The organism is Microbulbifer maximicatervae (SeqCode), from assembly GCF_056231245.1.
In genome coordinates this window covers 1,114,907-1,129,504 of sequence record NZ_CP174334.1, presented here as the reverse complement: position 1 = coordinate 1,129,504, position 14,598 = coordinate 1,114,907, and the positions used below count along the sequence as shown (strand labels likewise).

Below are 14,598 nucleotides of genomic sequence, written 5' to 3'. Positions count from 1 at the left end.
GACAGCAGGACAAAAGAGTAAATACTGTATATAAAAACAGTCTAAGAGCAATATCATGGACGACATTCGCCACAAAATCCCAGGTAAGCCTGAACGATTTATGGACAATCTGCGATTTCACATTCGAAAGCAGGGACTATCGTACCGAACAGAGCAAACTTACACCCATTGGGTTAAACGTTTCATTCATTTCAATAAAAAGAAGCACCCTGACGATATGGGAGCTGTTGAGATTGAGACGTTTCTCTCTCACCTTGCAGTTCAGGGTCTTTGCTCCGCAAATACACAGAGAATAGCTCTGAACGCTTTGATATATCTGTACAAGAGATTCTTAGGTAGGGATATTCAGGCTCTGGACTTTAAACTGGCAAAACAACAAAAGTACTTGCCCGTGGTTTATAGCCGTAGAGAAATATCAGCAATTTTGGATCACCTTGAAGGCACCTACAGATTACAGGTTGAGCTAATGTACGGTAGTGGCCTTCGCAGCGCCGAACTGCTTTCTTTGCGTATAAAGGATATAGACTTCGACAGCAATAATATTTTTGTTCGAGGTGGTAAGGGGGATAAGGATCGCACTACGATATTACCTAACGGGTTAATTGTGCAGCTACATAGGCAGGTAGAGACTGTTTCCCTATTACACCAACAAGATATTTTGGCTGGTTTTGGTTCGGTTTATTTACCTAACGCTTTGGAAAGAAAGTATCCAAGTGCAAGCCGACAACTGGCTTGGCAATACCTTTTCCCTTCCAGCACCATCGGCCAATGTCCTCGCTCCGGTGAAAACAGAAGGCACCATATGCACGCGTCAACTTTAGCGCGCCAGGTTCGTATAGCTGTCAAGCTAGCGGGAGTCAACAAGCCGGCTCGTTGCCATGCATTTCGCCATAGCTTTGCGACTCACTTGCTCGAAGCAGGTTATGACTTGCGTACGATTCAGGAGTTGCTAGGGCATTCGGATGTTAGTACTACTGAAATTTATACCCATGTCGTAAATCGGGGAAATAAAGGCGTTTTAAGCCCCTCAGATCGACTGCGCAACATTAATAAAATTGAGGAGGATGGAGCTAACTATTTTGTTGGGAGTAAAGTTGGGGAAGTACAGGGGCTTAGCTTATTGGCTGCATCTTAGTAGTGCGGAGACCGGATACCGGCTCCCGCCGGTATCTAATAGAAAAAAGCCGATCGAATTATCCCGGTGTTACATCGCCATTCTGCGCGCGATGGCGCAGTGCGTGATCGATCAGAACCAGGGCCATCATGGCCTCTGCGATAGGCGTTGCTCGAATACCAACACAGGGGTCGTGGCGGCCTTTGGTAACGACTTCAATGGGATTGCCGGAGCGGTCAACGCTGCGGCCGGGAATACGCAGACTGGAAGTCGGCTTCAGGGCGATATGAGCAATGATATCCTGGCCACTGGAAATACCACCCAACACACCACCGGCATTATTCGACAGGAACCCCTCTTCTGGAGTGATCTCATCTCGGTGCTCAGTGCCCTTTTGCTCCACGCTGTCAAAGCCAGCTCCAATTTCCACGCCTTTTACCGCGTTAATGCTCATTAAGCCGTGGGCCAGATCTGCATCCAGGCGATCAAAAATAGGTTCACCCAGTCCGGCTGGGACGCCGCTGGCGTGTACTGAGATACGCGCACCAATGGAGTTCCCCTCTTTGATCAGCTCCTGCATATAGGTCTCCATTTCGGGGACCCGATCAGCATCCGGGCAAAAGAAGGGGTTTTGCTCTACTTGGCCCCAATCCAGCTTTTGTACTTTGATCGGGCCCAATTGCGAGAGATAACCGCGCACTTCAATGCCATATTTTTGTTTTAGCCATTTTTTGGCGATGGCCCCAGCGGCAACCCGCATGGCAGTTTCACGGGCGGAGGATCGACCACCCCCACGGTAGTCGCGAATGCCGTATTTTTGCCAATAGGTGAAATCGGCATGGGCTGGCCTTACCTGTTCAGCGATATTGCTGTAGTCCTTGGAGCGCTGGTCGGTATTTTCAATCAACAGACCAATAGGCGTGCCGGTGGTTTTTCCCTCGAAAACACCGGAAAGGATTTTTACCTGGTCGGGCTCGCGGCGCTGGGTGGTATAGCGGGAAGTGCCCGGCTTGCGGCGGTCCAGCTCTCGCTGAATTTCTTCTTCACTAATCTCCAGACCCGGAGGGCATCCATCGACGATACAGCCGAGCGCGGGGCCGTGGCTTTCGCCAAAGGTGGTGACACAAAACAGCTTGCCAAAGGTATTGCCCGACATAGACGACTTTTCCAGCTAGTAGGTGGTAAAACAGGATGGCCCACAATAGGGGCGCGCATTATAAATGATCTGCCCGCCCCAGTGCGCAGACTGGGGCAAAAAGCACAAGTGTCCGCAGAACCGGGCTTGTGCCCATAACCCGGCAACCGAGATTGCCGGGGAGGCAAAAGGAATTATTCCTTTTCGAAGTAGGGTTGATAGGCGAGCAGCTCTTCCCGGCTGATGGCAAAAACACCGTGGCCACCATCCTCAAACTCGGGCCACATAAACGGCACCTCCGGGAAGGCTTTTTCCAGGGCTTCCCAGCTATTGCCCACTTCGCAGATCAACAGGCCATCGGGCTGTAAGTGGTTGGCAGCCTCGCGCAGCAAGCGACGGGTAAAATCGAGACCGTCATCGCCAGAGCCCAGGGCTATATCCGGCTCAGCGTGGTATTCCTTGGGCATTTCAGCTAAATCGCGGGCATCGACATAGGGCGGGTTGCACACGATCAACTCGTAACTCATACCGTGCAGGCCGGAAAATAGGTCCGACTGCACTGCACGCACGCGTTCGTTCAACTCGTGACGATTGATATTGATCTGTGCAACTTCGATCGCGTCCTCGGAAATATCGCTCACATCGACACGCGCTTCCGGGAAGGCCTCAGCACAGGCGATACCGATACAACCGCTACCACAGCAGAGATCCAGAATCGCCAGGGGCTCAACATTGAGCCAGGGTTGGAAGTTGTGGCGGATCATCTCGCCAATCGGTGAACGGGGTACCAGTACCCGCTCGTCCACATAAAATGTCATATCGCAGAAATGCGCTTCCTTAGTCAGGTAGGCCGCCGGTACCCGCTCGCTAAAGCGCCGCTCCAGGATAGTGAGTACGTCGCGGCGCTCCTCCATGGTCAAACGGGCCTGGAGTATCTCCGGCTTACTGTAAGGGGGGAGATGCAGGGCGTGGGTTACCAGTAAAACGGCCTCGTCCCAGGCGTTGTCGGTGCCATGGCCGTAGTAGAGGTCGGCCTCATTGAATCGGCTGGTCCCCCAGCGGATATAGTCCAAAACCGTGGTCAGTTCGTGGAGGCTTGTTTCACGCCTTTCTATCATCAATCTATCCTTAAGTGCTTTGTATCTCGTCGGGGCCCACTGTCACCTGCGGGTGCCCTCTGTTGTTGCTTCAGAGGGGCCAATCAATGCCCGGGGAGTGTAGTTTGCTCACACCAAATAAGCGACGAGTAAGGTTAAGTGGCCATTTTACAGCTGCTACCTAAAGGCCCTAAGCCATTTTTCCGCCCAACTTCCTCCGCCCTGCTAACAAAATAGCCTTCGTCAGTGGTCGTCAAATAACAGCTAACAAGCTCCTCGGGCCGCGTGGATCTTTACTCTCGGGTTACAAACGCTTAGGGTAGCGCACCCGCCCTTCGGGCTGAGATGTTGGAAAGAGCAGCATGAACGAACATTACGCGCGAATTATTGAAGCAATCGGCGAAGATCCGCAACGCCCTGGGCTCAAAGACACCCCGGAGCGCGCCGCCAAAGCCATGGAATACCTGACCCGCGGCTATAAACAGACCGTGGAAGATGTAGTCAACGACGCGCTCTTCCCGTCCGACTGCAGCGAAATGGTGTTGGTTAAGGATATCGAACTCTACTCCCTGTGTGAGCACCACCTGCTGCCGTTTATCGGCCGCGCCCACGTAGCCTATATTCCCAATGGCAAGGTCGTTGGCCTGTCCAAGGTAGCACGCATTGTGGATATGTTTGCGCGCCGCCTGCAGATCCAGGAGCAGCTGACCGTAGAGATCGCCGAGACCCTGCAAAACGTTACCGGTGCTGCCGGTGTCGGCGTGATCATCGAAGCCAAGCATATGTGCATGATGATGCGCGGTGTGGAAAAACAGAACTCTGTGATGAAGACTTCGGCTATGCTCGGTACTTTCCGCAGCAACCAGGCCACCCGCAACGAGTTCCTCTCCCTGCTGCGCCAGTAAACGCCACAGGTACCCAGCGGCCGCCAGGGCCGCTTTGACCGAGGAGTGACCGCTATGCCTCACCTGATCATAGAGTATGCGAAAAATCTGGAAGAGAAGATTTCTGTCGCTGCACTGGTCAGCTCGGCTCAGGAGGCGATGCACCGTTCCGGTTTGTTCGCCTCCCACAATATCAAGACCCGCGCCAAGTCCTACGACCAATTTATCGCTGGGGACAATGGCAACAGCTTTATCCACGCAGAGATCCGTTTGCTTGAGGGGCGCTCTACGCGGGAAAGGGAAGCATTGAGCTCGGCGGTTTTTAACAGCCTGTGCCAATTTGCCGAGGGAGTTCCCGCAGTCTCCGTAGAGGTGCGGGAGATGGATGCCAGCTGCTATTCCAAGCGGGTTCCCTTCTAAGCGGTCTCACCGCGCAAGAAAGGCCCAAACCACTCTGCAATCGCCCGGGCACCACTCTCCTCCAGGTGTAAGTGGTGGCTTCCGGGAATCTCACGCGCCTCAATACCCGGAAACTCTTGCAGTACAGGGCGCAGGCGCTTGAGCATATCTGCGATACCGTCTTCAGCGAGAACCAACTGCACCGGCATCTTCAATCGGGATAAGTAAGCTTTAATCTGTGGCTCATTGAGCTTGGCCGTGGAAGCCGCCATCAGCCGGGGATCATTACTCCACATATAGCCACCCTCCACTTCCCGGGTGCCCCGCTCGGTCAATACCTGCGCAGCCCACTCAGTTAGCGGAAACATGCCATTTTTGCGCGCTTCGACCGCCTCTTCGAAGGTACCGTAAACCCGCAGCTTGCGCGTGCCGTAACGGGCTCTCTGGGCAATGGCCTTGGCCAGGTTCTCCGGAGCTTTTTCATCTTCGGTGGAGGGAGGTACCAGGCCATCGATCAGTGCCAGGCGCTTTACCCGATCGGGAAAAGCACCAGCGGTTATCACCCCAGCGATAGCACCTCGGGAGTGCGCCACAATGGAGAACTTGCGCCAGCCGAGCGCGTGCACCGCCCCCAAAATATCTTCCGCCTCTTCCCAGATGTTGTAGTTGGCATCGAGTGAGCGGTGATAGCTGCGTCCGTGGCCCGACATATCTATCGCTACCAGGTTAATTCCGCTCAGCAGGGGAGCCAGCCGACTGAAGGTGGCACAGTTATCCAACCAGCCGTGAAGAGCAATTACCGGCTCTCCCTCCGGGTCGCCCCACTGACGTGCAGCAATCGACTTGTGATCAAACTCAAGGGTGATTTCACGGGGAGTGATTTGATTTATCGCCAAAGTGATATCCACCGGATAGTGACTAAAACAGGTGGTGAAATGGTGCGGCCCACCAACAACATCCGCAATGACAGTTGTGATCAGCGCAATAGGGATTTACTGGCAGACACGACCGGAAAAATTACTCTGCGTGCTGCAACCACTCCAGGTCAGCGCAGCCATTAGCCCATACATCCGCACTGACACAGGCGAGGCTGGAAGTGCCCATCGGGTGTTCATTAACGCTGCCACAGAGGCCATTGAGCAGGCTGCCCACCAAAGGCTGGTGGCTAACCAGCAGAAGCGGAAAGGTATCCTGGGTTTGCAAATGGTCGAGCAGTTGCTGTGGGTGGGTATTGCCGATCAGCAGCGGTTCGGTAATAACGGGCAATCCCAGTTGAGCAGCAGCAATCTCAGCGGTTTCCTGGGTGCGTACAAATGGGCTGGCCCAAATTGCCTTTACCGCCGCCAGTTCCTCGGCGCGCTTTTTACAAACCTGTGCAACCTGCCTGCGCCCGCGCTCTGTCAGGGCTCTCTCTGCATCATTGGCGAGCATGGGCTCGGCTTTACCGTGACGCAAAATAAACAGCTGCATGGGGCTTCCTCAAGGGTAGGTTGTGACTTTGTTGATATCTGCGGGAATATTCGTAGGGAGGGCAGCGGATATTTATCCGGTGCCCACGGATAAGGCACCGGATAAATTAGCGATAGGAAAAGCGATCAGTTCTTGTCGACAGGTTTGTCGGCGTCGTCGGCACTTTCCTCAACCAGCTCGGGCTTTTCGCTGCTCTCAGGCTCGGAGCTACCCAGGATAATGGCATCCTCGGCTTCGTCTTCAGCCTTTTCCTTTTCACGCTTTACTTCCGTAGAAACCACTTCTGCAGAAACATCTTCGGCGCCCTCGTAACCGGACAAATCCTCTACTTCAGATTCAGGCCACTCGGCAAACGGGAAAGGTTTTTCGTCGGAGTTGTAGATCAGGAACTGGATCGCCTGGTAAACATAGGAGGCGAGCTGATCGCCAAAGCGACGCAGATTATCGTTGGATTTCCCGCTGATAATCGAAAACAGGAATTGCAGTATCACTACCGCCATCAGTAACCACGCGGCAACCTGAAGGCACACTGCAAACAGCACCATATAGATAAGGCGCACCCACTGGTTGCCGGAAGTAAGATTGCGCTTTAGATCGTCATTTTTCATATGAGGCTTCCATTTAAGGCTTGGCCGAGTAGGCCACATCAAAAGTTTGTGCGCCCGACATCAAATTGCGAATCACCTCAGGAATCGGCCGCTGTTCAAATAATATGGCGTGAATCGCGGAAACCAAGGGCATGTAGACACCCATTTCGTCAGCTTTCTGTTTAATCAGACGAACCGTATTCACACCTTCGGCCACCTGACCGATTTCTGCGACAGCCTGATCGAGCGGCTTGCCTTTACCGACCATATACCCCACCCGGTAATTTCGGCTGAGGTCTGAGGAACAGGTCAAAATCAAGTCGCCAACACCGGCAAGACCAATAAACGTCATGGGATCAGCACCCATCGCTTCGGCAAAACGCATCATTTCTGCCAGAGAGCGGGTGATCAATAAACTGATGGTATTTTGCCCGCGCTCCAGCGCCGCAGCCATACCAGTGATGATCGCGTAGATATTTTTTAGCGCACCGGCAAGCTCTACTCCAAACACATCGCTACTGGAATAAACCCGGAAAGTCTCCGAGTGCAGTGCCGATTGAATCGCTTTACAAAGTGCCTCGTCTTCACTGGCCACCACCGTTGCAGTGTAGTGCCCCGCAACAATTTCTTTTGCAAAATTTGGTCCGCTCAAGACCCCGACACGCATGTCGGTGGTTTCCTCGCGCAGGATATCGCTCATTAAGTGGAAGTTGTCATGCTCGATTCCCTTAGTGGTGGAGATCAGCATGGTGCCCGGCGCCAACAACGGGGCTACTTTTTTTACCACCTCGCGAAAGGACTTACTGGGTATCGCAACAAAAACGATACTGCAACCATCGACCGCTTGCTCCAGGTCGCTGGTAAGTTGTAATTCCGGGTGCAGCGGCACGCCGGGCAGGTATTTATGGTTTTCTCGAGTGTCGCGACACTCAGCCGCCGTCTCCGCATTGCGCATCCACTGGCGGGTGTCGTGGCCGTTGCCCGCCACAATGTTAGCAATCGCGGTTCCGAAACTGCCGCCGCCCAATACGGCAATAGCGAGGGGGTTGGAAGTTTCTTTTTGCATTGTCACACCGATAAAGCTTCTTATAAGACTTGCGGATTATAGAGGCATGACCCGCTGAGCCCAATGGGGTCAATTTGTTTTAAACTTCTGCCAATTGTGCGAAACGGCACAGTAAATAGCAAAAACGGCCCTCTGCCTTGACCAACCGATAAAACACCGTTCGATCCGGCAGGGGCCGCTTCTGGGACCAGCAAAGTCTAAAACAACTCCGCTGGCCATCGCTTAGCACCAATCAATAGCGCTGACTTAGCCGTGCATTTCCAGCAGCAGCGTGTTCAAACGGCGCACATAATCCGCCGGATCTGCCAACTGGTTACCGGCAGCCAGATTAGCCTGGTCCATCAGGATATTGGTGAGGTCCGCAAAACGATCTTCATCCGCCTCCTGGTCCAGACGCTTTACCAGTGGGTGGGACGGATTGATTTCAAAGATCGGCTTGGCATCTGGCAGGGCCTGGCCGGCCTGTTCCAGGATGCGGCGCATTTGCGGGCCCATATCCTGTTCGCTCACCACCAGACACGCTGGGGAGTCCACCAGGCGAGTGGTTGCGCGTACGGATTCAACGCGACCTTCCAGAACTTCCTGTACCCGCTCAACCAGGGCACCGGACTCCTGCTCAACTTTTTCGCGCTCAGCCTTGTCCTCATCGCTCTCGGCTTCACCCAGATCCAGCGCACCTTTGGCCACGTCTTGGAACTGCTTGCCGTCGAACTCGTTCATATGGCCCACGAACCACTCGTCCACCTGATCGGTGAGCAGCAGCACTTCGATACCCTTCTTGCGGAATACTTCCAGGTAGGGGCTGGACTTGGCCGTAGCGAAGTTGTCGGCACACACGTAGTAGATCGCCTTTTGGCCATCCTTCATGCGACCCACATAGTCTTCCAGGGATTGATCCTGCTTCTCGGTATCGGTATGGGTGCTGGCGAAGCGCAGCAGCTTGGCAATTTTCTCTTTGTTGGAGAAATCTTCAGCCGGACCTTCTTTCAATACATTGCCGAACAGATCCCAGAACTTCTGGTATTCATCGCCATCTTTCTTCGCCAATTTATCCAGCATATCCAGAACACGCTTGGTCAGTGCGCTCTTGATTGCATCAGTATTGCGATCTTTTTGCAGGATTTCACGGGATACGTTCAGCGGCAGATCGTTGGAGTCCAGAACACCTTTCACGAAACGCAAGTACAGCGGCAGGAACTGCTCCGCATCGTCCATGATAAAAGTGCGCTGCACATACAGCTTGAGGCCGCGAGCGGCATCGCGCTGGTACAGATCAAACGGTGCGCGCGCTGGGATGTAAAGCAGGCTGGTGTAATCCTGTTTGCCCTCTACGCGGTTGTGGCTCCAGGTTAAGGGATCGTCGAAATCGTGGGAGATATGCTTGTAGAACTCCTTGTACTCCTCAGATTTCACATCGGAGCGGGGACGAGTCCACAGGGCCTGGGCAGCGTTTACTGCTTCAAACTCAGGCGCCTTCTCTTCTTTCGGCTCTTCGCCCTCTTCCGCCGCCGGCATTTCCTCTTTCAACATCTCCACCGGAATGGCGATGTGATCGGAGTACTTTTTAATGATGGAGCGCAGGCGCCAGTTATCGGCAAACTCTTTCGCTTCTTCTTTCAGGTGCAGAACCACCCGGGTGCCACGCTGGGGCCATTCAACAGTCTCTACGGAGTATTCCGCTTCACCGTGACACTCCCAGTGCACACCCTGGTCGGAATTCAAACCGGCGCGACGAGTGAATACGTCCACTTTGTCAGCGACGATAAAGGCGGAGTAAAAGCCCACACCGAACTGGCCGATCAGGTGCGCATCTTTTTTCTGGTCTCCGGTCAGCTGCTGCATAAACGCAGAGGTGCCGGAGCGGGCGATAGTACCGAGGTTTTCGATAACTTCATCGCGGCTCATACCAATACCGTTATCGGTAATGGTGAGCGTTCCCTCTTCCTTGTCAAACTCGATGCGAATGCGCAGGTCTGCATCTTCGCCCAGTAATTCGGGCTTGGACAACGATTCAAAACGCAGCTTGTCGGCGGCATCAGAAGCGTTGGATACCAGCTCGCGCAGGAAAATCTCCTTGTTGGAGTAGAGCGAGTGGATCATCAGGTGCAGTAGCTGCTTGGCTTCCGTCTGGAATCCATGGCTCTCTTTTTGGGCCTCAACGGTCATCTATTCGGTCTCCCCGTAAACGTCAATCGGAACAGGGAGCAAATATTGGGATCAGCCAGCAGGTTTCAAGGGGGGACTTCACACTTGCCAGTGGAGATCAGCGATCTCCACTGGTTTGAGCAGTAGCGAGGTTACCTTTACCGGTAATATCGATCACGAAATTGGCAGTGAGATCTGAGATCACACGGGACTCCGCATTCATCAGGATGGCGATACCCACTTTCAACTTTTCCGAATAGGCCACCGCTGCACGGAAGCCCGCAACCCAACCGCCGTGGTAAATAATACGATCGTCACCAATGGTATAGAGGCGCCAGCCCAGACCATAGCCCGCGTGAGACAGGTAATCTCTCCAGATACGATGGCGCATATGGCGCTGCGTAGCGACTCGCTCAGTAGTCATATCGGCGATCACTTCCGGTGACAGCACCTTCGGGTAGTAGCCCATCTGCGCTTTCAACCACTGGGCCATATCGGAAATACTGGCATTCACTCCCGCCGCCGGTGCAGCAAAGTAGTATTCCTTCTCCACTTTTACCGGGCGCCAGCCGCTGCCTGTCTGAATATGGGGTGCCGCACGGTTGTCGGAGGCCATAAAGCTCTCCCAGCCGACCGATGCGTTCTGCATTTTCAGCGGGACAAAAATCCGCTTTTTCAGCTGGCTGGCAAAGGAGACCCCGGTCGCCTCAAAAATCACATCTTCAATAAGACTGAACAACACATTCTGGTAGCCGTAGCATTTTCCCGGCGTGCAGCGCGGATCGATATTGGCAAACTTGGGCAATATCTTGCTGAGAGGCTTGTTGTCCTCAAGGTAGTTGTCGTAGGCGTTGGGGGTCAGACCCGAGGAATGGCTGAGCAAGTGTTCCACCTGAAGCTGGCGAGACAGCGAAGGCGTCTTAAAGCTCAGGTCCGGCACATAGTTGACCACCTTGTCATCCCATTTGAAGCGATCTTCATGCTCCAACATAGTGGCCATACTGGCAGCGAAGGTCTTGGATACCGAGGCCAGACGGAACACCGTGTCCTGATCCACCTTGCCGGATTTACCCCTGACCCTAACGCCATAGGTGTCCATCGCGACCACCCGGTTGCCATCCACGATGACATAGGCGCCGCCGGGTATAGATTTACCCGCCATCATCTGTTTGAAGTATCGGCCAAACTGTTTGGCCCTGTCGTCTATATCAGCCGCTTGCGCAGGCAGGGACAGACTCCCCAGAATCACCAGGAAGAGAAAAAAACGTGCCATAGAGGCGCGCATGACGTAGACGATATTTGAAAGAATTGCAGGTCTCATAAGCAAATCGAGCCGCCAAAGCAATCCGGTAGTTGCAGATAAGACTAGCAGCCAGCGGGCAAAAACTCTATTTAGGCGCCACGCAGGACTGACTGCTGAATTCTAGTCTGCACTTTTCTCCGGCGCGGGGACGGCCATGCCAATCAGCGCAGGTCAGCGCAACAAGGCTTGTACAAACAAAAAAACCGCCTTGCGGCGGTTCTTCTTTTTGGGGTCCGGAGACCCCAGTGCAAAAAGCGTCTTACAGCTTCTCAGCGTTCTCGCTCAGGTAAGCCGCTACACCTTCCGGAGAAGCGTTCATACCTTTGTCGCCTTCCTGCCAGCCGGCGGGGCAAACTTCACCGTGCTCCTGGTGGAACGCCAGAGCGTCAACCATGCGCAGCATTTCGTCAACGTTACGGCCCAGCGGCAGATCGTTAACTACCTGGTGACGTACATTGCCTTCTTCGTCGATCAGGAAGGAACCGCGGAAAGCAACACCAGCGTCAGCTTCTACGTCGTACGCCTGGCAGATTTCGTGCTTAACGTCTGCAACCAGGGTGTACTTAACCGGGCCGATACCACCGTCGTTGACGGAGGTGTTACGCCATGCGTTGTGAGAGAACTGGGAATCGATGGATACACCGATTACCTCAACACCGCGCTTTTCAAACTCAGCGAAACGGTGGTCGAAAGCGATCAGCTCAGAAGGACATACGAAGGTGAAGTCCAGCGGGTAGAAGAAAACTACAGCCTTCTTACCTTTGATTGCTTCTTTCAGGTTAAAAGTATCGACGATCTCGCCGTTACCCAATACCGCTGCAGCGGTGAAATCCGGAGCCGGCTTGCCTACCAGAACTGCCATGAAAACCTCCTCAATCCAATGATGGGTTGTTGATGATACGTAGAGTGTTCAATTTATGAGCAACAGCTATAAATCGAATGGGAATTAATAGTGGGCCGCTATGATACACACCCACTTATTTCAGGCCCATAAATTTTTTAAATCAGGCTGATAGCAGAACGGCTATGCGTGAACTAACACCCAAAATAGGATGACCTACCCGCAAAAATGTACAAATAGCAAACAAAGAGGGCGAAATGCGACCATTCCGGAATCTTATTGACACTCATTCTCAATTGCAATAGGATTCCTACCTGACTACTATTGAGTAAGAGTTGAACAGAGCCACCGCCATGTATGTATGTATTTGTAAGGGCATAACTGACCGCCAGATTAAAGAGGCGATCTATGATGGCTCCACTTCGGTGAAGGCGTTGAGGCGCCAGCTGGGCGTTTCTTCTCAATGTGGACGCTGTGCCGAGCAGACCAAGGAGATCATCGATGAGACCATGAGCGGTGGGATGGTATCCTCTGCCAACAACGGCCTCTTCTACTCCGCCAGCTGATTTTGGCTTTTGACCTGCGATCGTGTCCCTGGCGATCGCCTCCCCTCTTCTTATATCTCAGCTTCCACTCAACACCTGCTAGTTGAGTCAGGCTCTTCCCTTTAACGGCTTAGCGCGGTTCAACTGAAATTCAAAAATGGTGCCTCAGTTTTCCCTGCTACACACAAAAACGATTGTATTTAGATATAGCAATATTCCTGATCCATACATTTTTGTACCGCCCACTGACAACAACAAGTGCAGTGAACTGAACCAGAAATATGTATTTGTAAGTTCTTAGCAGACCGCCAGACCAAAGAGATAATCTATGGTGGTGCTATCTCAGTAAGGGCCTTGGGGCACCAGTTGGCGGTCTCATCCCTGTGCGGGAGGCCGAATAAACGAATGAGCTTATCGAATAGACCATGAGCGGGAGTATGGTCTACTCAGCTAACTACCGCCGATTCTACTTCACAAGCTGACCCCGAATCCCGGCTACCACAATCTATAACCACTAAGTTACCTTCCCGAATGCTCCCTCTAAAGCTCATAGACTAAGCTGATAGCACGCTGGCGTGCCTTTCTCCATCTATGAAGCAGTATCTTATACACCTCTATGAACGCCTCCACTCCAGTTTCTGGAGCGTCCCGCTGATTATGATCCTAGCGGCGCTAGCGCTCTGCGCCCTTACCGTTCACCTGGACACAGCACTTCCTGCTCCTCCCCTTTTATTCCGGGGCAGTTTGCAGTGGTTTAATTTGGGTAATATCGAAAATGCTCGAGCCCTTTTGTCAGTCATTGCTGGCTCCACTATCACGGTAGCCGGAACGGTATTCTCAATAACAATGGTTGCCCTCTCCCTCGCCTCTAATCAATTCGGCCCCCATTTGATCAGAAATTTTATCCGGGACCGAGCGACCCAGATATCCCTCGGGATTTTCCTGGCGACCTATGTCTATGCCATTGTCACTATGCGTTCGATTGGCACAGCGGAAAACGAAATAGCTAACTATGGCATTAGCGTGCTCACGGCTTTGGTGCTGACTTTAATCAGTGTTATCTACCTTATTTACTTTATTCACAATGTCGCACAGTCAATTCAGGTCGATAACATTACCCACCGTATTAATCTCGAGTTTCAGCAGGCGATAGAGCGTGAATATCCAGATTGCCATGAATCTACGAACAAAAAAGTATTCGATACTAAACGCCTGGACCTCGGCTCAAGTTGGATCGACATCCCCACCCCAAAGGGCGGTTATGTCCAATTTATCGATAAGCAAAGAATTACTCGCACAACCCAGAATTTCCAATGCTGCCTAAAGCTGAACTGCCACCCGGGAAGCTACCTGCATCACTGGGAGATGATCGGCCAGGTTTATCCGGCAAATAACCCAGAAAGAGTAATTCCTGCAATTCAGTCTGCAATACAGATCGGCACCCAGCCAACGGCAGAACAAGATGTGGTCTTTTCTATCCAGCAGCTTTCACAAATTGCTGTGCGAGCTTTATCTCCAGGCATTAATGACCCATTTACTGCTTATTCCTGCGTTGATCGCCTGATTGAGGGGCTTGGTACTGTATTATATCGACCTGAGCCCGCAAATTGTTTTACCGACTCATCGGGGGAATTGCGAATAATTTGCAGTAAGCTTGAGTTTTCTCAACTGCTCCAAGCTTCTCTCGACGAAATTGTCGAACACGGCAGATCAAGTAGTGTATTTATGTGCCATTTACTCAACGCACTAGAAACACTTGTTGAGGTTTGCCATAGGAAAACAGATAAACAGGCATTAAAGGACTATTTAAAGCGCCTGAATGACGACAACTCAGTTTTTATAAAAAGCAAAATCGATCAACAAATCATTAATGACAAATTAGTTTTTATTAGAGAAAAACTAAAAAGCTGAAATATTGCCCTACAACCTAAATGAGAATTATTTTCGTTGCCATTTTCGGCTAAATTTGCGTTAAAACCCTTGTTTTTCCTGCATTCCGCAAGAAAAATTAT

The 14,598-nt window shown here is 52.3% G+C and carries 14 protein-coding genes; 5 read left to right on the top strand and 9 right to left on the bottom strand.

The window, feature by feature from the left end; translation table 11 throughout:
- The first annotated feature begins 55 nt into the window (after window positions 1-55).
- A complete protein-coding gene (locus ACJJIS_RS04870) occupies window positions 56-1,135 on the top strand; it encodes an integron integrase (protein ID WP_444914441.1) in 1,080 nt (359 codons plus the stop codon).
- A 58-nt stretch (window positions 1,136-1,193) separates the two neighbouring features.
- Here ACJJIS_RS04870 and aroC read toward each other — a convergent pair whose 3' ends face one another.
- Complete coding sequence (aroC, locus tag ACJJIS_RS04865) at window positions 1,194-2,270, bottom strand: chorismate synthase (protein WP_444933916.1); 1,077 nt, start codon at window positions 2,268-2,270, stop codon at window positions 1,194-1,196.
- Window positions 2,271-2,443: 173 nt separating this feature from the next.
- Window positions 2,444-3,367: a 50S ribosomal protein L3 N(5)-glutamine methyltransferase gene (gene prmB / locus ACJJIS_RS04860; protein WP_444907556.1), complete on the bottom strand. Its 924-nt coding sequence runs from the start codon at window positions 3,365-3,367 to the stop codon at window positions 2,444-2,446.
- A gap of 341 nt (window positions 3,368-3,708) precedes the next feature.
- On the opposite strand from prmB, the gene folE reads away from it, so the two are divergent.
- Entirely contained in the window at window positions 3,709-4,251 is a 543-nt protein-coding gene (folE, locus tag ACJJIS_RS04855; protein WP_282933775.1) for a GTP cyclohydrolase I FolE, read from the top strand.
- Window positions 4,252-4,305: 54 nt separating this feature from the next.
- Window positions 4,306-4,650 (top strand): 5-carboxymethyl-2-hydroxymuconate Delta-isomerase, encoded by a 345-nt coding sequence (locus ACJJIS_RS04850; protein WP_282933776.1) that lies wholly within the window; start codon window positions 4,306-4,308, stop codon window positions 4,648-4,650.
- On the opposite strand, the gene ACJJIS_RS04845 is transcribed toward ACJJIS_RS04850, so the two are convergent.
- From ACJJIS_RS04845 to ACJJIS_RS04815, 7 genes are all read right to left on the bottom strand, one after another.
- Window positions 4,647-5,525, bottom strand: a complete 879-nt coding sequence (locus ACJJIS_RS04845; protein WP_475709597.1) for an alpha/beta fold hydrolase — start codon at window positions 5,523-5,525, stop codon at window positions 4,647-4,649. The two genes, ACJJIS_RS04850 and ACJJIS_RS04845, sit on opposite strands and share 4 nt — an antisense overlap.
- A 121-nt stretch (window positions 5,526-5,646) precedes the next feature.
- Window positions 5,647-6,099 (bottom strand): phosphohistidine phosphatase SixA, encoded by a 453-nt coding sequence (sixA, locus tag ACJJIS_RS04840; RefSeq protein WP_413662951.1) that lies wholly within the window; start codon window positions 6,097-6,099, stop codon window positions 5,647-5,649.
- A gap of 125 nt (window positions 6,100-6,224) precedes the next feature.
- Window positions 6,225-6,707 (bottom strand): DUF4389 domain-containing protein, encoded by a 483-nt coding sequence (locus ACJJIS_RS04835; protein ID WP_413662952.1) that lies wholly within the window; start codon window positions 6,705-6,707, stop codon window positions 6,225-6,227.
- Between the two features lie 13 nt (window positions 6,708-6,720).
- Entirely contained in the window at window positions 6,721-7,752 is a 1,032-nt protein-coding gene (locus ACJJIS_RS04830) for an NAD(P)H-dependent glycerol-3-phosphate dehydrogenase (protein WP_413662953.1), read from the bottom strand.
- 246 nt (window positions 7,753-7,998) lie between these two features.
- Window positions 7,999-9,918 carry a molecular chaperone HtpG gene (gene htpG, locus ACJJIS_RS04825; RefSeq protein WP_444933917.1) on the bottom strand — a complete coding sequence of 640 codons (1,920 nt, stop codon included), beginning with the start codon at window positions 9,916-9,918 and terminating at the stop codon, window positions 7,999-8,001.
- 97 nt (window positions 9,919-10,015) lie between these two features.
- Window positions 10,016-11,218, bottom strand: a complete 1,203-nt coding sequence (locus tag ACJJIS_RS04820) for a serine hydrolase domain-containing protein (RefSeq protein ID WP_413662955.1) — start codon at window positions 11,216-11,218, stop codon at window positions 10,016-10,018.
- Between the two features lie 241 nt (window positions 11,219-11,459).
- Window positions 11,460-12,062: a peroxiredoxin gene (locus ACJJIS_RS04815; protein WP_143730920.1), complete on the bottom strand. Its 603-nt coding sequence runs from the start codon at window positions 12,060-12,062 to the stop codon at window positions 11,460-11,462.
- 314 nt (window positions 12,063-12,376) lie between these two features.
- Here ACJJIS_RS04815 and ACJJIS_RS04810 point away from each other — a divergent pair, with 314 nt between their 5' ends.
- Complete coding sequence (locus tag ACJJIS_RS04810) at window positions 12,377-12,607, top strand: bacterioferritin-associated ferredoxin (protein ID WP_413662956.1); 231 nt, start codon at window positions 12,377-12,379, stop codon at window positions 12,605-12,607.
- A 570-nt stretch (window positions 12,608-13,177) separates the two neighbouring features.
- Window positions 13,178-14,497, top strand: a complete 1,320-nt coding sequence (locus ACJJIS_RS04805; RefSeq protein ID WP_445358801.1) for a DUF2254 domain-containing protein — start codon at window positions 13,178-13,180, stop codon at window positions 14,495-14,497.
- Window positions 14,498-14,598: the final 101 nt, after the last annotated feature.